The following is an 18,279-nucleotide window of genomic DNA, read 5'->3' as shown; positions in this document are numbered from 1 at the left end:
TGAACGCCCCCTTAGCCCCCGGTTCTTCAAACCGGGGGCTTTTTTAATGCCTGCCTACAACCGCTACAACCGGCTAGCGTGCGGGCCCCCCATTCTGCACGATGCGACCTATGCTTTCGATACGGAGCGCAGCAGGCGCTCGCACGAAAACGCCCCTGGGCGTCGTCACCATTTGAGGATGAGATCCGATGCGTCACCGCTCATCGCTGTCGATTAAATACGTTCATGGTTTGCGCGCACGGCGCGGCGGCATCGTGCTGGAAATCATCGGCTGCGCCGTGGCGCTCATTGGCGGGTTGATCCTCGGCTCAATGTACTACGGCATCAACGTCCAAGAGGTGACGGTCAAAGCGCTGCAACATGCCGAGGTCATCGCCCCGCCTGAGGCGACCGGCGATCCGGCGGCGGTGAGCGTCGACGTCCACCAGGCGATCGGCGCCACGCTCGACGGCAAAGGCTTACCGACCACGACTGCCCAGCAGCCGAAGGCGCTAGCCGACGCGCTCGCCCTCCCGGCGGCTGAACGTCACGCCCTGACGCTCGCCTACTGGAAGGCAATCGACGAGTGCATGAAGAACGAACTCGCCGGTCGCAACTCCGCGAACGCCAAATCGACCGATCTCGAAGTCTTCGACTACCTGACGCTCCGCAACCAGGGCCCGCCCAAGCAACCGAAACCTGCCACGCGTCCGGTGAAGGCCACCCATCGCTCAAAGAATTGGGCGCTGTACGAGTACCTAACGCTGCGCCAGAAGGGGCATCAAGCAGCAGCGGAGGCGATCGAGCAGCTCGACACCCGCGGCGTCGACGGACACATTTCGTCCTACGCCGAGAAGGCCCTTGCCTGGCACAAAGAGGGCGCCGAGCTATTCAAACGGGCGATGGATTTGCTGACCGACGCCCCGTCGGCCCAGTTAAGCGGCCCGTTCGCCCAGGCGTGGCAAAGTAAGGCGACGCAACATCAGATGGAAGAACGGCTGCTGGCCGACAAGCATCAAGCGGTGCAGTCGTATCTGGATCATGGGAATTTGTCGGGCGTTGATGGCGCCGCCCAGTAGGGGGCGACGCTAGAATCCTCGCGACGTGGGTGTGTAAGCGAGGGATTCTCAGCCCGATTGGTAGCCGCCGGCGCTGCTGGCAGCAGACGATTTGAATCGCATGGCCGCTCGCCTTACGATGGCGGGCGTGCCGCGGAAGACTGGGGCTTCCGCCACTGGAGCAGATTGAGATGAAAGTGCGAACGATGAAGCGAACGGTAGCCGCCCTGTTGGGTTTGGCGGGAATGTCGGTGCGATTGGCCGCGGCGAACGGGCCGATTGGCCCCTGCTGCATGCCAGCCCCGGTTTGTTGCGAGCCGGCGCCAGTCGTCGACTGCTGCCTGCCGGTCGAGATCGTGGAGGCCGATGCGTGCTGCGAGCCCGCTGCGAGCAAGAGCGACGCCGAGCCAACGCCCGCTACCGAAACAATCCCCACGCCTGCCGAGAAGCCGGCCACGACGAAGCCCGAATCGGCGCAGCCAAGCCCGAAGCCTGCTGAGCCGGCCGCGGCAGTCGAATCGTCGGCGGCCAAGCCGCTCTCGCCACCGAACGTGGCAACGCCATCGATCGTCGAAACGCCGGCCCCCGAGCCATTGACGCCTCCCGCCGCTGCTCCGGTTGCGCCAGCCGCGGCGCACGACCCTTATGCCGATCCGCTCCGGCAGATGGAGTCGGGACCCGCGACGCCTACTGCTCCCGCGACGCCCGCCGAATCGGCGACGCCGGCGGTTGAGGAAGAAGCGTTTACCGAATCGATCACCGAAACGCCTACTGAGCCGACGAAGCCGGCAGCGCCGCTTACAGAGACCGAAGAGGAAACGGTCGAGGCCGATTTGTTCGGAGAACCTGCGACCGAACAACCGCTGACGGAACAACCGGCTGCTGTTGTTCCGGAAGTCGACCCCACGCCGGCCCCGGCTGCCGAGCCTGCCGCGGAACCTGCGGACGAGCCTGCTGCGGAAGCGACGGAAGATCCGATGGGGTCGCTGTTCGGCGAGCCCGCGGCGGAGACGCCTGCAGCACCAGCTGCGGAAGAGCCCGCGGCCACGCCAGCCGAACCCGATGCGACCGACTTGTTTGGCGATCCGATCGCGCCATCAAGCTCGACAACGCCGCCGGCCGAAAGTGCGCCCGCCAACGCTGCCTCAGCTGCAGAGAGCGCTCCGGCTGGAGAAGCCAAGCCCGCCGCGGAAGAAGAAAAGAAAGACGACGACGTCGATTTCAACGATCTCTTCCCGAGCGCGTCGAACGGCGTGCTCACCGAACCAGGCGGCTGGGCGAGCGACGCCTCGCGTGAGTGGAACAACCGAGACGGCCAATCGCTGGCCACTGCTCGCGTCGTCGGCGTCGCTGACGGCAGCGTAGCGTTACGGAACGACGCCGGACAAACGATGAGCGTGGCGTTCGCCGACCTTAGCGACGCCGACTTGGCGTTCCTACGGCGGCAGATCGACGCTCGGCAAACGGTGCTGGCCGAGCAAAATCACGCGGAGTCGCAGCTAGCGAACCAGTAGTTGCTGTCCGATCTCGGGCCATGCTAGCAGCTGCAAATTCTACGCAGTTCGCCTCACCGGCGGTTCGCGATCGAGTCGATGAAGAGGATGGCCCGATTTCGCGCGCTGCGAGGAACGGCCGCTCGTCTCTCGTTGTCGCTGACTCTTCGCAGATCGATTTGCCATGAACGCCCTCTTCGGAATTGCGGCGGCGCCGACCGCGGCCAGCACCGCCACGCATGGAATCCAAAGCGCTTTGGGGGCATTGTCGCGGCCGTTCGGCTCGTTTTTTCAGACGGCGGTCGATCAGAGCGATTCGACCGCGAGCGCAGACGCGAAGGCCTCCGCCGCCGAGGCTACGTCGCTTGAGCAGCGAGTTTCCAAACAGTTGCAAGAGCTGTTCGCCTCGGTCGGCGTGCAAGCCGATGAAGAAGCGTCGATTCGCTTCGACGAAACCACGGGACTGCTGCGCGTCGACGGCCATCACAGCGCGACAGCCATTGAGGCGGCAATTAAAAGCAATCCGCAACTGATGGACGACTTGCAGCGGTTGGCGGAGTTGCAAAGCCAGTTCGATCCGGGCGTCTCGCCTGCGGATTGGGAACTGCAAGCCCGCATGACCGACGCCGGCGCCACGCTGCAGTGGCGCTAGCAGCCGCGGGACAATGCCCCCGCCAGAGCGGCGATCGTTGGCGGTTACTTGCTCAACTTACACGATGCTCGCTGGCGTAAGGGCGAGCCTGGTTTTGTATCCGCTCCGGCCGGCCGTTGACCGGCGGCTACTTGGCGTGACCGGCGGCTATTTGGCTAGTTGTTTCGCCAAGCGTTCTGCGGCGCTGCGGCCGCTGTGGATGCTCTGCGGAATGCCGACGCCGCGGTAGGCGTTGCCGGCCAGCTCCAAACCGTCGTGCGACGCGACCCGTGCTTCGATAGACTCGACGCGGGCGACGTGCCCCACATGGTACTGCGGCATCGCATCGCGCCACCGCATGACGTGCGTTTCGATCGGCGAACCGTGAGCCCCGATCAAGTCGGCCATCTGTTCCGTGGCGATCTTGATCAGCTCCGCATCGTCGAGATCGACCTTGTCGGGCTGCAAGGCGCCGCCGGAGAAGACGCGGACAATCGCCCGCCCCGCAGGACCGTGACTCGGGAACTTCACCGTGAGGAAACTGGCGGCGACAATCGGCCGACGCTCAATCGCCGGTACGACGATGCCGAACCCGTCGAGCGGGTGATCGATATCTTGGCGGTGGTACACCAGCGTGACGACGGCGCTGCTGGCATACTCGATGGCGGCTAGTTGGCTCGAAAGTTCGCCGTCGAGGTGCTTCACTAGCGGCGACGCCTGCGGTGCGTGAGCCGCGACGATCACGCCATCAAAATGCTCGAGCGGTGCACCGGGGGTTGTTCGCAAGGTCCAGTGGTTGGTGGCGTGACGTTCGACCTGCATCACCGGCGTGCGGAGCCGCAGGGCGTTGGCGGGCAGCGTTGCGACGAGCGCATCGACCAATCCTCGCAATCCGCCGCGGAGCGTCACGAACTGTCCGTAGCGTGCAGCGGTCGCGGGCGCAGCGCCCGCTTCATCCGGCTTGGCGAGCGACTGTGCTTTGCGAACCGATCGCCACAAACTGCCGTGCACCCGTTCGGCTTCGAGGAATTCCGGGTAGGTTGCCGCGAGGCTCAGCTTGTGGGCGTCGGCAACATACACGCCGGCGATCAGCGGTTCGACCAGCCGCTGATAGACTTCGCGGCCCAATCGGCGCGTGGCAAAGCTGGCGACGCTCTCGTCATAGCCGGGGCGGTTCACTTCAGCGGGAACGAGCGCAAGCGGCTCAGCCGCCAGCCGTGCTTTTCCCAGCAAGCTGAACAGCGCCGACTGCAACATCGGCTTGAGCAACTGCGGCTTCATCAGCACGAAGCCTTCGGGCACCGGCACGAGCTGGCCAGCGCGAACGACCAGCGCCCGGCGGTGTTGCTCGCTGGTGGGAATGAGTTGATCGGCCAGCCCCAACTCGCGGCAGAGATCGAGCGCGAACGGCGTCTTGATGAGAAAGCTGTCGGCGCCTTGCTCGAGCAACGCTTCGTCATGGGCGAGCGTGTAAAGCGGACCGCCCAGCCGGTCGCTCGCATCGAAGAGCTGCAGTTCCGCGCGGGGCAGCAGCTTCCGCAGGCGCTGAGCCGCGGCGAGGCCGCTAATGCCGCCGCCGACGACCGCGATGCGCGGCGGCTGGGCGTGAGTCGACGGGTCGGCGGAGGAAGGCAAAGCGTGCGGCGGGGCAGGGGGGAGGTGCGGGGAGAACGCTATTGCGAGCATTCTAGCCCCCGGCTCCGCCAGGGGGTCGCGCTCTGCGCAACAACGCGTCGCGTTACTGAAGCCTATCCCCCGGCGGAGCCGAGGGTTGGAAGACGGCGGCCTTCTTCCCCAATTCTACCAAGAGTGACGCGACGTTCGCCACGGCCAATACGACGGCTTGCGAGCGCCGTAGCGGATATTCATCCCCGCGGTGAACGAAACGTTGTGGGTGGTGCTCACCCCTTCGCTTCCCCAGGCGAGATTATCCATGATCTCCGCTCGCCAAACGAGCCACGGCGTCTGCTGAAATTGAACGCCGAGGCCAAACGGCGTGCCGAGCAAGTTCGCTTCCAGCGGCCCGCCATCGTTGTGGAGCGAGCCGATTTGGCTAATGCCGATGCCGGAGACGAAGAATGGCCGCACGCGCGTGTCGCCCCAGGGATAGTAGATGAGGTTAACGTCGCTCGCCCAGTACTGACCTGGCTGACGCACCGACGAACCTTCGTAGAATATTTCAGGATCGGACCAACCGATGCGCCACTCAGTCCCCCAGTAGTAGTCGAAGTCCCAGCCAAATCGCAGACCGCCGAACAGGGCGTTGGTCTGTTTTACGTTCATCGTTTTGTTCGGACTGTCGCTGAGCAGCGGCCCAACGAACCAATCGAGATGAAACGGTCGATTCAACCAGCTGCTGAAATTGAGCGGGACGTTCTTATCGGTGAAGCGTCCCTCGGTCGACGAGTGATGGAAACCCCAGTGACGCATGTAGTCGAAGGGACGGAGGTGCTCGTGCGGATGCCGCAGAGGGTCGCCGCCGCCAAACGCGTCGAGGGACTCAGGGGCCCCGTCGCCACCAAGAAACGACTCCTCCCCCTCTGCGGGAGGCAGAACTTCCTCACGGAGGGCCGATCCTCCTTCGGGAAAGAGCGGTTCACTCACGCCGAGTGACTGCTCGACATCAACGAATTCTTCAGAGGCTTCTAAGTCCTGCCCGCTGGCCGCCGCCGTCCACCAACCGGCGCAAACGATCGCCGCCGCGACGCAAGCGCGCGGAACGAACCATCGACTCCAGTTGGTGACCAGCTCCATGCGAGCCGCTCAATCGCCAGGTTTTTTCGAGTGAAGAGACGCCAACGCTCACGTCGGCAGACGGAGCGCATGCGCACGCGCCGGCCGACAAGCGGCGGGAGTATGGCGAGAAGGCTGAGGGGCGTCAACGGAGGCTGGCGGCGGACGCTAGCAGAGCGTGCTGGCCATAAACGAAAAAAGCCCCCGGTTCAAAGAACTGGGGGCTAATCGTGTTGGTTGCTGGCATTCGCGGCGAAGCCTTACGGCGTCGAGGCGGTGCGGACGGCGCTGTCGTCGGCGGGAGCGGCAGCAGCCGCAGCCGGGGCTTCGACCGTTTCCGCAACGACCGTGGCAGAGGCGACGCAGGTGGCACCGCGGTTGTCGCGGTCGGTCACGATTTGAATCGGGGTTTGCAGCTTGCCAGGGGCTTCGCCGGCGGTGAAGGTGACGTCGACGAAGTGGATCTTGCGAGCCTCTTCCGAGTCGGTCTTGAAGCCGAAGCAATCTTCGCCGCAGTTGACGTCCACGATCTTGAACGGCTCCTTACCGCGGACGGCAATCTTCTTCGTCACGTGGGCGCCTGGCTTGATTTCACCAAGGGCGAGTTGGGCAGGCGTCACCGAGAACTCAGGCCGCACGTTGCCGCTGACGATCAGCGGGATGCGTTGGTTCTCAGCACGGTTGTCGTTGGTGACGACCGTCAGCTGGTCTTTCACGTAGCCGGCGGGCAGGTTGTTCTTCAGGCGGACGACCAAGTCATACGAAATCTTGCCGCCGGTGCGATTCGCTTCGAGCAGTTCAACTTCGAAGTTGTCGTTGTCGTTGGTGACGTCGACGATTTCCCAGTCCGAGCGGCCAGCATAGTTAACCGTGACGCGTTGTTCTTTGGCTTCGCCTTCGTTCACTTCACCGAACTCGATGGCGCCAGGATTGAAGACGACGTCGCTGCGGATGTTGCCGCTGACGTGCAGCTGAACTTCGCCGCCGTATTGGCCGCCGAGGCTCACCGTGAGGGTGGCGCCCTTCTGGCCGACGTGGGTCCGCGTGTTGAAGCGGGCCATCACGTACGCTTTTTCGTGACTCTTCAGGACGATCTGGCCATTCTCGGGGGCCTTACCGTCTGCGGTCTCCAGCGTCGGCGAGGTGCAACCGCAACTTGAACGAACGCCAGTCAGGGTCATGTCCTGTTTATAAGGATTGGTGACCTCGAACTTGTAGAACGTGTCGGCCCCGCGGGCAACCGTACCGAAGTTGTGATCGGTAACGGGGAACATCTTCTCCGCCCACGACTGCGCTTGAGCGCCGCCGGCGACAGATAGAAGAACAAGCAGAGCTAAACCCATACTGCGCAACACTTGACCGCCCTCCAATTCGAGCGAACGACGTGAGACTGCGCAATTCCCTTCGCCTCGTTGTAACCCCATCGAACGGTATCCCTTGCTCGACAGACTAATCGACCCCGCTCTGCGCAAGGTATTGTAGTGCGTAATCGGCGCTTTGCAGATAAACCGGAGCGACAGCATGAGATTTTTTCTCCCTAGGTAATCTGGGGGGAATCGCCTGTACCGGTTAGTCAGACCTTGCGGTCCGCGGCAACTTTACTGGAGATTCGCACCCTGCGGCACGCCCTTCGGTCCTCCGAAGTTCATGCTGAATGGGCCGGAGTCGGGACCGTGTGGCGAACCACGACGGCCATCGGCTCCAGCCCTGGAATTAGGAAGATCCCCCTTCCTCTGCTGTCTAAGCGTGAATCGAAGTCAGATGCATCGGCGATTCCTCGCAAAAACTTTGCGCATCCAGCCTTCCCTCGGTATTACCCCCATGCAACCGCCGGACCGTTTGGTAGAATGCCGCTTTTCCAGGGAAGTTTGGCGCCCTCGCTGGCCGAGCGGCTGCCCCGGCATGCTTCCCGCCTGACCGTTTTCCCTCCAAACGCCCGCCCTTGGCATGCCCGACCCTCCTCGCGTCGCGATCATTGGCGTCGGCCTGATCGGTGGATCGATCGGCTTGGCCTTGCGCCAGCGCGGACTCGCCCAAGAGGTGGTCGGCGTCGGCCGGCGGATGGCCAGTTTGGAGAAGGCCCGTGAGCTTGGCGCCATCGACCGCGGGACGACAAACCTCGTCGAGGGAGTCGCCGACGCCGATTGGGTGATTATCGCGACGCCGGTCGATTCCATCGTGGACACTGTGACGGCGGTTGCCGCAGCCGCCCCCCGCGCGACGATCACCGACGCCGGCAGCACGAAGGCCCAAATCTGCCGCGAGATCAGCAAGCTCCCCCCCAGCGAGCCGGGGCGTCCCGCGCCCGGCGCCCACTTCATTGGCAGCCACCCCCTCGCCGGCGGCCATCGCACCGGCCCCGAACATGCCCGCGCCGACCTGCTGGTCGATCGCTTGGTGCTGGTCACTCCCGAAGACAATACGCCCCCCGGACTGGTCGAACGAACCAAAGAGTTTTGGGAAGCGCTCGGCGCCGAGGTAGTGCTCCTCTCTCCCGAGGAACATGACCGCGCCTTGGCCGCAACGAGCCACTTGCCCCACCTGATTGCCTCGGCTCTCGCATCTGCGACGCCAGAAGAGTGGCTGCAACTCACTGGCGCCGGCTGGGGCGATACGACGCGGATCGCCGCCGGCTCGCCGCAGCTGTGGACGCAAATTTTTACGCAGAATCGTGCAGCGGTGCTCGACGCGCTGCGTCGGTTTGAACATCGACTCGCGCAGTTCGACGCCGCGCTCAGCGGCGGCGACGTGCCCGCCCTCACCCTTGAGCTCCAGGAAGCGAAACGGATTCGAGATGCTGTGGGAGATTGACCTCCACCCCCGTGCCGGACTCCCCGACCTCGACGCCGACGGCGTCGCCGCTGACGTGATCGCGCTGCGACTCGCCCAGAAAGTGCGCGTCGCTTCGTCGCGCGGCTATCTGGTGCAAGGCCCCGAGCTGTCGCCCGAGCGGATCGAACGGCTCGCCCGCGAGCTGTTCACGGATACCGTCGCCGAAGAATATCTGGTTGGCCAAGTGAGCGATGCTAAGCTCGCCGCCGCGCCCGAGCGGATTGCCGCCGGCGAGGGAACGCAACTCGTGCAGGTGCTGCTGAAGCCAGGCGTGATGGATCCGGTGGCGCAAAGCGCCGAAGCAGGGGTGCGTGACTTCGGCTGGGAAGTCGACGCGGTTCGCACGCTGCGGAAGTACTGGATCTCCGACGCCACGGCCGAAGAAGTTCGCGCTATCAGCAGCGAACTCCTCGCCAACGACGCGATCGAGCAAGTGATCGTCGGCCCGCTGCCGTTCGATCGGTTGCAATCGGGGATCGCGTACAAGTTTGAGCTAAAGACGGTCGCCATTCGCGATCTCGACGCCGCCGGCTTGGTCCGCCTCAGCAAGGAAGGACAGCTCTATCTCCAACCGGCGGAGATGGAGACGATTCAGCGTTACTTCGTCGAACTTGGCCGCGAGCCGACCGACATCGAACTCGAAACGGTCGCCCAAACGTGGAGCGAGCACTGCAGCCACAAGACGCTCGCCGGGCGAATCGCCTACCGCGACGACGACGGCGACCGCCAGTTCGAGAACATGCTGAAGGAGACAATCTTCGCCGCGACGCAGGAGCTGCGACGCCGGTGGGGGAAGAACGACTGGTGCGTCAGCGTGTTCAAGGACAACGCCGGCATCGTCAAGTTCGACGACCAGTACAACATCGCCTTCAAGGTCGAGACGCATAACCATCCGTCGGCCCTCGAACCGTACGGCGGCGCCAACACCGGCATCGGCGGCGTCATTCGCGATACGATCGGCACCGGCCTCGGCGCCAAGCCAATCTGCAACACCGACGTCTTCTGCTTCGCTCCCCCGGAGACGGCCGTCGAAGACCTGCCAACCGGCGTGCTCCATCCGAAGCTCGTGATGCGCGGCGTCGTCGAGGGCGTTCGCGACTACGGCAACCGGATGGGGATCCCGACGGTCAACGGCGCCGTTTACTTTGATCGCCGGTACCTCGGCAACCCGCTTGTCTACTGCGGCAACGTCGGACTGATCCCGTGCGACAAGTCGTTCAAGGAACCGCAGCCGGGCGACCTCATTGTCGCCGTCGGCGGTAAGACGGGCCGCGACGGCATCCATGGCGCCACCTTCTCCAGTGCTGAGCTGACCCACGAGAGCGAATCACTTTCCGGCGGGGCCGTGCAAATCGGCAACGCCATCGAGGAGAAGAAGGTTCTCGACGTGCTGCTCGAAGCTCGCGATCGCAACCTGTTCACCGCGATGACCGACTGCGGGGCAGGGGGGTTCAGCAGCGCCGTCGGCGAGATGGGCGAGAAGATTGGCGCCGAGGTCCACCTCGACAAGGCCCCGGTGAAGTACGCCGGCCTGTCGTATACGGAGCTCTGGATCTCTGAAGCGCAAGAGCGGATGGTCCTCAGCGTGCCCGAAGCCAACTGGGCCGAGTTGCATCAGCTCTGCGCTTCCGAAGGGGTCGAAGCGACCGCCATCGGCACGTTTGAAGCGACCGGCCGACTGGTGCTGAAGTACAACGGCAACGTCGTGGGCGATATGCCGATGGCGTTCCTCCACGACGGCCGCCCGCCGGTGGTGCGGCAAGCGGCGTACACGTCGAAGCCGGTCGCCCCGCTCTCGACGACGAACACGATGAGCGCCGGCGATTCGCTGCAGGCGATCCTCGGTTCGCTCAACGTGGCGAGCAAAGAGTCGATCATCCGGCAATACGATCACGAAGTCCAAGGCGGCAGCGCGATCAAGCCGCTGGTGGGCGTCCAGTGCGACGGCCCCGGCGATGCGGCTGTGGTGCGGCCGGTGCTCGATTCGCGGCGCGGCGTCGTCATCTCGTGCGGCATGAACCCGCGGTACGGCGATTTCGATCCTTACCACATGGCCGCCAGCGCGATCGACGAAGCCCTGCGCAACTGCGTCGCCGTCGGCGCCGATCCCTCTCGCATTGCGATCCTCGACAACTTCTGCTGGGGCGATTGCGAACGGAGCGAGACGCTCGGCGCCCTCGTCCGTGCGGCGATCGCTTGCCATGACTTGTCGCTGATCTTTGAGACGCCGTTTATTAGCGGCAAGGATAGCTTGAACAACGAGTTCAGCTACTTCGACGACGCCGGTCAAAAGCAGACGATCGCCATTCCTTCGTCGCTGCTGATCAGCGCGATGGGCCAAGTGTACGACGTGGCCCAGTGCGTGACGATGGACCTGAAGCGGGCGGGCAACTTGCTCTATCTCGTCGGCGAGACGAAGGACGAGTTGGGCGGTTCGCACTACTCGCTCGTTAACAATCTCGACGGCGGGGCCGTGCCGACGGTCGACGGCCTGCGGGCCAAGGCGACGTTTGCCGCGATTCATCGCGCGATCGGCGACGGGTCTATTGTCTCCTGCCACGACCTGAGCGAGGGCGGCCTCGCCGCGGCGGCGGCGGAGATGGCGTTCGCCGGCGGGTTGGGCGTTGAGGTGCAACTCGACGGCGTGCCGACTGGAGACGCTTCGCTCTCGCCCGTGGTGAAGCTGTTCAGCGAATCGAATAGCCGGTTCTTGTGCGAAGTGGCGCCTGAACATGCGGCCGTGTTCGAAGGGCAGTTCGCCAGCTTGCCAGTGGCGCAGATTGGCGTCGTCGTCGAGTCGCCGCGGGTGACGATCAAGGCGGGCGTCGAGACGCTAGTGAATGTGGCGAATGATCAATTGAAAGAGTCCTGGCAGCAGCCGCTGCGGTATTAACGTTGAGTGACGCGCGGCCGCTCGTGCGTCACTACGGCGGGTCGTTGACCCGCGGCTACTGAACTCTGCACTCAGAAGACCCTGAACCCTGAACCCTGCTTTCTTATGACTCCACGCGTGCTTGTGCTGCGGGCCCCGGGCTCCAATTGCGACGTTGAAACGGCTTACGCCTTCGAGCAGGCGGGGGCGACGACGGAGCGGTTGCATGTGAACCGCTGGCTGGAGGCGCCGCAGTTGGCGGCCGACTTCCAGATCCTCTGCCTGCCGGGCGGGTTCAGCTATGGCGACGACCTCGGCGCCGGGCGGATCCTCGGCAATCAGTTGCGGCATCACCTCGCCGACTCGCTGGCGGCGTTTCGCGATCGCGGGAAATTGATCCTGGGCATCTGCAATGGTTTTCAGATCCTGGTGAAGTCAGGGCTGCTCGACATCGACGACGAGCAGGGACCGGCGGCAACGCTCAACTGGAATAAGTCGGGACGGTTCATTGATCGTTGGGTCAATCTCCGCGTTGCGAGCGATCGCTGCGTGTTCCTGCAGGGTATCGAGAGCCTGGAGCTACCGATCGCCCATGCCGAGGGGCAGTTCCTCGGGCGCGATGATGCATCGCTCGACCGGTTCGAAGATGCTGGTCAACTGGCACTCCGTTACGCTGAGGTCGACGGCAACGCGCAACCGTACAACCCAAACGGCGCCGCGCGCGACGTCGCCGGCATGTGCGACCGCTCGGGCCGCGTGTTCGGCTTGATGCCGCACCCCGAACGCTTCATCGACCGCACGCAGCATCCGCAATGGACGCGGCGGGCGAAGTTCGACGAAGGGGCTGGGTTGCAGCTGTTTCGTAATGCTGTTGGTTACTTTGCTTAACTTGTTCTAAAAATCTCTCGCAGAGGCGCGGAGACGCAGAGAGATGAGAAGTGATGCCTCTGCGTCTCCGCGCCTCTGCGAGAAATCTATTCTTCATCGGCTTCTTTCGGAGCTGGCATCGCATCGGCGATCCACCAGCCGAGGCGGCCGATGAGGCGCATGTAGAGCAGGATGAGCGCGACGGCGAGCCATGGGATGGGGAATAGGGCGAGCAGACTGGCCTGTGAGAGCAGGAAATATGTAACGCCCCCCGCAGCCGCTACGGCGAATGCCGAGACGACGTAAAACGTCGCCCAGGGGATGAAGCAGCGTACGAGGCTAGCAGCGATCCGTGGCGAAAAAATCGCGAACATCGTGCCCTGCTCAAGCGCCGAGAGCACAATGAAGGGAAAGACGATCAACCAGATCGCCGCGGCGAGTGCAAACCGCTGCTCATCGGGAATCCCCACCGCCGCCTTCGTCGCGAGCCAACCGGGGAGCGCGCTGAGCATCGTCGCGATGATGATGAACCCCGTCTCGGCGTAGTCGAGCGCCATCCAGCCGGGCGGGTCGTGAAGTTCGTCGGCGCCGCCGCTGCTCTCGGTGATGATCGCCACGAAGAGCGGCGCCGCGCTGATCATCCAAAAGCCTGCGACGATGCAACCGCCGGCGTAGAACGGCAGCAGGTACAGGGCCTGCGTCCCCATCGCGTTTACGGCTGAAGCCAGCAGAAACAGCAAGCCCGTCAGCGTGAGCGAAAGCGCGACCCAACGGACCATGACCTCCGCCGAGAAGATCATCGAGAAAACGCCCTGCACGACGGGGACCGCCGGGCGATGGCGCGAACGCTGCGGCTTCTTGCGAGCGGGCTGTGACGGAGCTGCCGCGGGGCGCGGAGCAGGGGAGTTTGCAAGAGGTGCATTCGCAGGACGCGAGCGCGAAGCTGGCTTTGCGGCGGGTTGCGCGGCTGGCTCTTCGACATCGTCGTCGAACGGGTCAGGCTCCAGTGCTCGAACTCCCATGCGAGCGCGGGCAGCAGCGCGGCCTTCGGCTTCGCGCGATTCAATCGATCTAAGGACAGGCGTCGGCGGCGGGACGTGCGTCTCGTCGAGTTGATACTCGTCGCCGTCGTCGACCATCACGCGCGGCGGCGGACGCTTCGCCGGTCGCGGACGCGCCAGGTTGAGATGGCCGCAGTCGGGACACTTCAATTGCGTGCCGACTTGGTCGTCGGTGGCGTACATCAGCGTCTGGCAGACTTCGCAGTGGAGCGGGTGGAGATGATCGTTCGAGATGTCGGCCATCGAGCGCGGCGATGGCGGCGGGGATGACGGAGCTGGCGGCGGAACCGGTGCTGACGCGGCTGGGGCCGGCGGAGCGCCAATGCGGAAGACTTTGTCGCACACGTGGCATTGGCCGCGGCGGCCAGCGTCCTCGGCGCGGACGGTGAGCTTCGTGCCGCACGCGGGGCACTTTACGAACTGCGGCGATGAGTGGCTTGGATCGGGCAGGTTTTTGACGACTGCTCAAGATGGAAAAACAGGAACTCTCCTCGGCCTATTCGTAGAGGGGCATTGGCCCGGTATGCTGATGTTACGGCGCCGGCGATTCGTTTAGCAAAACGGCGAGATTCCAGCGGATAGTACGATGTGGCAAGGCATTCAGGGACATAACGAGGTCGTCGAGCAGTTCCGGCGGTCGCTGACCGCGGGACGGCTGGCGACGACCTACTTGTTCGTCGGGCCCGAGGGGATCGGCAAGCAGTCGTTTGCATTGCAGCTGGCCAAGGCACTGCTCTGCACCGCGAGCGATCCCGTGGCCCTCGAAGCTTGCGGCCAATGCGAATCGTGCCGGCTCGCCGCGGCGGGGAATCACCCAGACCTCTTGCAGATCGCCGCTCCGCCTGGGTCGAAGTCGCTGAAGATCGAGCAGTTCGTCGGGCCGCGCGAACGCCGCAACCAGGAAGGGCTGTGCCACGACATTGCTCTGCGGCCGATGCTCGGCCGGCGTCGCGTCGCGATCATCGACGACGCCGATTGGTTCACGCCCGAAAGCGCGAACTGCCTGCTGAAGACGCTCGAAGAACCGCCGCCGGGGGCCGTTATTTTGCTGATAGGCACTGCTCGCAGCCGGCAGTTGCCGACGATTTTGTCGCGTTCGCAGGTGATTCGATTCAGTCCGCTGCCCGAGGAAGCAGTCCGCGATCTCGCCCTGGCCGAGGGGTTTGCGGCTGACGAGAAAGCAGCGACTGAACTTGCTAGTCGAAGTCATGGCAGCCTCACGTTGGCGCGGCAGTTGGCGGATGCTTCGCTGTGGCAGATGCGGGATCGGTTCGCGGCCCAGTGGTTGTCGGGCGAACTCGACGCCGCACGGCTGACCCGCGAAGTCGATGAATTCATTAACGCTGCCGGCAAAGAGGCCGACGCCCGTCGGCAGCGATTCCGCCAACTCCTCACGCTGGTCGCGGCGCGGCTGAGCGATTCGCTCCGCCAACTCGCCAGCGAGGGTCGCTCGGCCGACGCAACACTCGCCGCGATCGATCGCTGCCTTGAAGCCGAGGAGCAACTTGACCGCAATGCGAACCAGTCGACGCTGCTGGAGAACTGGATCGACGACTTGGCGAGTTGCCAAACGGCGGGCCGGCTGACGGCGCGGTGAGCGCTAACCAGAGCCAGTCTTCATGTCGTGTCGCATTTGCTTCGCGCCGCGAATGCGATTTTAGGCGACACTAAGTATTTGCTGTAACTCCTTTCGCACATGCCATTTCGGCGATCTGACGCGTTCCATCTGTCGCTTTTGACGCGACATTAAGAGGCGACAGGCGGGCGATCGTCTCCCTCCGTCACACTCACCGTCGCCAGTGCCAAGCGGCGTTCAAGCCTTCACGGCGGCGAGTATAAACACATGTTCACCATAGCCGATTGAGTGGCCGAAAGCGAGTTGTAAAACGCCACGCAGGAGCGACCTTGCGAAGCGGGCGGAATGCCCTAGAATTGACGAACGACCGCGGGACCGGCTCAGCCGCTCCCGCCCCTTCTGGAGAGGTGGCAGAGTGGTCGAATGCGCCGGTTTGCTAATTTAACCGGCAGCTCTTCTTTTCTCGCGAAAGCCTAGTTTTCTCGGCATTTCTGCGACTTTCTTCCCGTCGAAAACCGGTCGAAACCGGTCCTATCGGGCGTAGCTACGCCCGGCAAATTTTCCGGGAGATTTTTCCTATGAACGATCGCAAAGCACAACTTGTCGCCCGCATCTATGAACTCCTCGAAGCACGTCGCCATGAGCTTCGAGCCATTGCTCGCCTCGAATTGATCCGGCCACGGGTCCGCATTCTCCGCACGATTGCTTGCCTGATGTTGATGGCGTCGACCGCCAGCGCAGCTCCGCAGGCCTTCCGCCATGCACCGCTACCAGCCCGGCAGTGGCAGCAGGCTGCCCCAGCGCGGCCGGCGTACTGCGCGCCGAAGACGATCATCATCGTGGTGCCGGTGCGTCAGTCCCGGCCCGTGTACTACGGCGGCGGGTGGTTCCCGATGGGATACTGAGCGACACCCCTAAACGACAACAGCCCCGCAGCTTGGAAGCTGACGGGGCTGTTTTCATTTCAGCAGCTTGAGGTCTGCCGGTGAATTCCGCGGCGGCCGCAAAGCCGCCAATTTCTCGGTGATAAGGTCGACGATTTTGTACATCTGCTCGTCTGGAAGCTCGGCCCGAAGTACCGCCACAAGCGCCTTAATGACCTCGCCCACATACTCGTGAACCGCTCCGGCGGTCAGCGTCTCGTGGTTGCGCAGGGCTCTTTCCTCGTCCTGATAGAGCGTCTTCAAGAGCACAGTAACCAAACTCTGCTTAAGTTGCGCTGACGGGGCCTCATCGATCAACCGGCGAAGCAAGCGGGCCTCATTGGCCAGACTGTACTCTTCCGGTTCAAGCGGCTTATTCATTTAGCAACTCGCGCATCTTCCGCTGGACTTCCTTATCACTGAAGCGACGCTGAAGTTTATTTATGACCTCTTGATCCCGAATTGCGACCACGGCCTTCACATAGCCGGCGAGTGAAGCCGCGAGCGCGGCCTCCGCAAGCTCTAATTCATTTCTCATCCTACTATGTTCCTTTCGTCGCCTTCGCTGCCGAAGGCTAGCTTAGTGGTTGACTTCGCGACGCCAATAAATCTGCGCCCTTCGCTTTCAGTGGTGATGCGCCCTGGAGTACCACTGAGGTAGTACCTCCCCGGCGTCAGTGTCGTCGACTCATCCTCAGTCACGGCGCTCCAATCACTTTGGGTGACGTTCGCCAGCGCGGCGAAGCTCGCCGTTCCGCTGGCATCCTCGGTGAGGACGCCGACCACTTGCCAATCGTCTGGCATGCTGGCGAGGCCGACAGAATCGGGACCAGACAAGTAAACAGGTGCGCCCTTCGGACCGCTTCCGTTGGCCGTCAACACGTCCCGCGTGAAGTGGAGGACTTCCGGCCGGATCAACAACGTATCGCTGCGGACCGCCACGCCAGCGTGAACGACGACGGACACTCCTTCGCCCGATGTACAGAGTCCGCCGCGCCCAGACAAAAAGTAGTTCCAACCGGGCGACAACGTCTGCGGAACTGTGATGAGGCCGGCCGTCCTGACAAGGCCTCTTGTATTGGCCGGCGTATCGTGTACCGCGAACCCGATTAACGTTTTCGTTCGCCAATGACTAAGCGTGTTCGCGACACCGCACTTGTCTCCCTCTTCGACATAGATAGCTTCACCGGCGTGAGCATCTTCGAGAAACGCCAATTCAATATCGTTTGAGGCGGTGTTCTCGCGGATGAGGCGCGTCGTTGAGTACGAGGACTTCCCGTCCCGACCCGCTTCACCCTTTGCCGCAACGAGTGCGAACGATTTGCTAGTGTCAGGTCTCGACTTACTGACGGCTTTTATCACGAGCCAACTCTCCCCCTCGAAACTCACCACGTCGTTGGGGATGTACTCGGCGTTGCTGCGCCAAGCTCCCTTGAACCGCCAGCCAACGCCATCGACTCCGTTGCGGCCGTCTCTACCGGCGACGCCATCAGCCCCAGCCGGCCCTATTGGTCCGCGGTCACTTGGGTCTGGCATTGCGACGGCCGGCCGGGGCCCTCCCGATGTCACGATCCAGGCCACGTTATTTGCATCGCGGAAAATATCTCCGATCTGAGTCGCCTCGCTGGCGTTCGCGACGTACCGAAAACGTCTTTTCACAGCATCGCCTCCACGCTAGGTGGAAGGGGCTCGCCCGCAGCAAAGCGAGCCACAACGCGCCTGACCTTCCGCACGTTTCCGTCGATTGTTGTGAAGTGAGCTTCCGTCACTTCCACCGTCCCATCTCGCAATCGACCGGCTTTCAAGTCCCGGGCCTTGTCGGCTTCAGCCGCCTTGCGCTGTTGTTGAGCAACGGCGGCCTGCCGTTGCTGCTCATCGAGCTGCTGCTCTTGTTGCTTTGCAGCCTTGAACGCGGCGAGCGCCTCCGCCTTGACTCTGGCTTCCGCAGTGCGGCTCTCGTTCTCACGTTCTATTGCGGCCGTCAAGTCACTGACGGCCGCATGCGTGAGGGTCACTAGCGCCTTGATGCGAGCCAGCTCAGCCGATTCGGTCAATTGCTCCGTCGCATCTTCAACCGCCGCCAACGTTGATTGCGTGGCGGCGGCTAGCGTGGCTCTGAAGACTTGAGGGTCCGCTGGCGACGCAAAGGCCTTTTCGATTTCGTCGAGCGGAAGCTCTGGGAACGCTGCCACGACGGCGGCGACGGCTTGGGGTCTGGTCACCCTATGACAGAAGATTTGCTCTGAGTGGCAGC

The 18,279-nt window shown here is 63.4% G+C and carries 16 protein-coding genes; 8 read left to right on the top strand and 8 right to left on the bottom strand.

Annotated features, from left to right (window positions below):
- Positions 1–188: 188 nt before the first annotated feature.
- The 3 genes from ACQY7R_RS24605 (at position 189) to ACQY7R_RS24595 (ending at position 3,182) form a co-directional block, all read left to right on the top strand.
- Positions 189–1,058: a hypothetical protein gene (locus ACQY7R_RS24605; RefSeq protein ID WP_428308198.1), complete on the top strand. Its 870-nt coding sequence runs from the start codon at positions 189–191 to the stop codon at positions 1,056–1,058.
- A 185-nt stretch (positions 1,059–1,243) separates the two neighbouring features.
- Positions 1,244–2,551 (top strand): hypothetical protein, encoded by a 1,308-nt coding sequence (locus ACQY7R_RS24600; protein ID WP_428308197.1) that lies wholly within the window; start codon positions 1,244–1,246, stop codon positions 2,549–2,551.
- A gap of 163 nt (positions 2,552–2,714) precedes the next feature.
- Positions 2,715–3,182 carry a hypothetical protein gene (locus tag ACQY7R_RS24595; protein WP_428308196.1) on the top strand — a complete coding sequence of 156 codons (468 nt, stop codon included), beginning with the start codon at positions 2,715–2,717 and terminating at the stop codon, positions 3,180–3,182.
- A 147-nt stretch (positions 3,183–3,329) separates the two neighbouring features.
- On the opposite strand, the gene hemG is transcribed toward ACQY7R_RS24595, so the two are convergent.
- The 3 genes from hemG to ACQY7R_RS24580 form a co-directional block, all read right to left on the bottom strand.
- Entirely contained in the window at positions 3,330–4,796 is a 1,467-nt protein-coding gene (hemG, locus tag ACQY7R_RS24590) for a protoporphyrinogen oxidase (RefSeq protein ID WP_428308195.1), read from the bottom strand.
- Between the two features lie 165 nt (positions 4,797–4,961).
- Positions 4,962–5,915, bottom strand: coding sequence for a hypothetical protein (locus tag ACQY7R_RS24585; protein WP_428308194.1), 954 nt, complete (start codon positions 5,913–5,915; stop codon positions 4,962–4,964).
- 239 nt (positions 5,916–6,154) lie between these two features.
- Positions 6,155–7,249 (bottom strand): DUF1573 domain-containing protein, encoded by a 1,095-nt coding sequence (locus ACQY7R_RS24580; RefSeq protein ID WP_428308193.1) that lies wholly within the window; start codon positions 7,247–7,249, stop codon positions 6,155–6,157.
- Between the two features lie 592 nt (positions 7,250–7,841).
- Here ACQY7R_RS24580 and ACQY7R_RS24575 point away from each other — a divergent pair.
- From ACQY7R_RS24575 to purQ, 3 genes are all read left to right on the top strand, one after another.
- Entirely contained in the window at positions 7,842–8,705 is an 864-nt protein-coding gene (locus tag ACQY7R_RS24575) for a prephenate dehydrogenase (protein WP_428308192.1), read from the top strand.
- Positions 8,689–11,619 carry a phosphoribosylformylglycinamidine synthase subunit PurL gene (gene purL / locus ACQY7R_RS24570; RefSeq protein ID WP_428308191.1) on the top strand — a complete coding sequence of 977 codons (2,931 nt, stop codon included), beginning with the start codon at positions 8,689–8,691 and terminating at the stop codon, positions 11,617–11,619. The genes ACQY7R_RS24575 and purL overlap by 17 nt, the downstream gene beginning before the upstream one ends.
- A 105-nt stretch (positions 11,620–11,724) precedes the next feature.
- Entirely contained in the window at positions 11,725–12,486 is a 762-nt protein-coding gene (gene purQ, locus ACQY7R_RS24565) for a phosphoribosylformylglycinamidine synthase I (protein ID WP_428308190.1), read from the top strand.
- Between the two features lie 86 nt (positions 12,487–12,572).
- Here the strand turns inward: purQ and ACQY7R_RS24560 are convergent, their stop codons facing one another.
- Positions 12,573–13,769, bottom strand: coding sequence for a hypothetical protein (locus tag ACQY7R_RS24560; protein WP_428308189.1), 1,197 nt, complete (start codon positions 13,767–13,769; stop codon positions 12,573–12,575).
- Between the two features lie 343 nt (positions 13,770–14,112).
- On the opposite strand from ACQY7R_RS24560, the gene ACQY7R_RS24555 reads away from it, so the two are divergent.
- Both ACQY7R_RS24555 and ACQY7R_RS24550 read left to right on the top strand, forming a co-directional pair.
- On the top strand, positions 14,113–15,123 hold the full coding sequence (locus ACQY7R_RS24555; RefSeq protein ID WP_428308188.1) for an ATP-binding protein: 1,011 nt from the start codon (positions 14,113–14,115) through the stop codon (positions 15,121–15,123).
- A gap of 557 nt (positions 15,124–15,680) precedes the next feature.
- Positions 15,681–16,007: a hypothetical protein gene (locus tag ACQY7R_RS24550; RefSeq protein ID WP_428308187.1), complete on the top strand. Its 327-nt coding sequence runs from the start codon at positions 15,681–15,683 to the stop codon at positions 16,005–16,007.
- A 54-nt stretch (positions 16,008–16,061) separates the two neighbouring features.
- On the opposite strand, the gene ACQY7R_RS24545 is transcribed toward ACQY7R_RS24550, so the two are convergent.
- The 4 genes from ACQY7R_RS24545 to ACQY7R_RS24530 form a co-directional block, all read right to left on the bottom strand.
- Entirely contained in the window at positions 16,062–16,406 is a 345-nt protein-coding gene (locus ACQY7R_RS24545) for a hypothetical protein (RefSeq protein WP_428308186.1), read from the bottom strand.
- On the bottom strand, positions 16,399–16,563 hold the full coding sequence (locus tag ACQY7R_RS24540; RefSeq protein ID WP_428308185.1) for a hypothetical protein: 165 nt from the start codon (positions 16,561–16,563) through the stop codon (positions 16,399–16,401). Before ACQY7R_RS24540 ends, ACQY7R_RS24545 begins: the two co-directional genes overlap by 8 nt.
- On the bottom strand, positions 16,560–17,561 hold the full coding sequence (locus ACQY7R_RS24535) for a hypothetical protein (protein WP_428308184.1): 1,002 nt from the start codon (positions 17,559–17,561) through the stop codon (positions 16,560–16,562). The genes ACQY7R_RS24540 and ACQY7R_RS24535 overlap by 4 nt, the downstream gene beginning before the upstream one ends.
- Before the next feature lie 119 nt (positions 17,562–17,680).
- Positions 17,681–18,247 (bottom strand): hypothetical protein, encoded by a 567-nt coding sequence (locus ACQY7R_RS24530; protein ID WP_428308183.1) that lies wholly within the window; start codon positions 18,245–18,247, stop codon positions 17,681–17,683.
- Between the last annotated feature and the right edge of the window lie 32 nt (positions 18,248–18,279).

Origin of the sequence: Lacipirellula sp. (genome assembly GCF_965279485.1) — a bacterium.
In the GTDB taxonomy this organism is placed as follows: Bacteria; Planctomycetota; Planctomycetia; order Pirellulales; family Lacipirellulaceae; genus Lacipirellula.
The sequence above is the reverse complement of the archived record's forward strand: the minus strand, read 5'-3'. Positions and strand labels throughout refer to the sequence as shown.

Bases quoted from the DNA above. Each gene is read 5' to 3' on its own strand.
- ACQY7R_RS24605 (WP_428308198.1), top strand. From the start codon at position 189: ATGCGTCACCGCTCATCGCTGTCGATTAAATACGTTCATGGTTTGCGC.
- ACQY7R_RS24600 (WP_428308197.1), top strand. From the start codon at position 1,244: ATGAAGCGAACGGTAGCCGCCCTGTTGGGTTTGGCGGGAATGTCGGTG.
- ACQY7R_RS24595 (WP_428308196.1), top strand. From the start codon at position 2,715: ATGAACGCCCTCTTCGGAATTGCGGCGGCGCCGACCGCGGCCAGCACC.
- ACQY7R_RS24585 (WP_428308194.1), bottom strand. From the start codon at position 5,915: ATGGAGCTGGTCACCAACTGGAGTCGATGGTTCGTTCCGCGCGCTTGC.
- ACQY7R_RS24575 (WP_428308192.1), top strand. From the start codon at position 7,842: ATGCCCGACCCTCCTCGCGTCGCGATCATTGGCGTCGGCCTGATCGGT.
- purL (WP_428308191.1), top strand. From the start codon at position 8,689: ATGCTGTGGGAGATTGACCTCCACCCCCGTGCCGGACTCCCCGACCTC.
- purQ (WP_428308190.1), top strand. From the start codon at position 11,725: ATGACTCCACGCGTGCTTGTGCTGCGGGCCCCGGGCTCCAATTGCGAC.
- ACQY7R_RS24560 (WP_428308189.1), bottom strand. From the start codon at position 13,769: ATGGCCGACATCTCGAACGATCATCTCCACCCGCTCCACTGCGAAGTC.
- ACQY7R_RS24555 (WP_428308188.1), top strand. From the start codon at position 14,113: ATGTGGCAAGGCATTCAGGGACATAACGAGGTCGTCGAGCAGTTCCGG.
- ACQY7R_RS24550 (WP_428308187.1), top strand. From the start codon at position 15,681: ATGAACGATCGCAAAGCACAACTTGTCGCCCGCATCTATGAACTCCTC.
- ACQY7R_RS24545 (WP_428308186.1), bottom strand. From the start codon at position 16,406: ATGAATAAGCCGCTTGAACCGGAAGAGTACAGTCTGGCCAATGAGGCC.
- ACQY7R_RS24540 (WP_428308185.1), bottom strand. From the start codon at position 16,563: ATGAGAAATGAATTAGAGCTTGCGGAGGCCGCGCTCGCGGCTTCACTC.
- ACQY7R_RS24535 (WP_428308184.1), bottom strand. From the start codon at position 17,561: ATGCCAGACCCAAGTGACCGCGGACCAATAGGGCCGGCTGGGGCTGAT.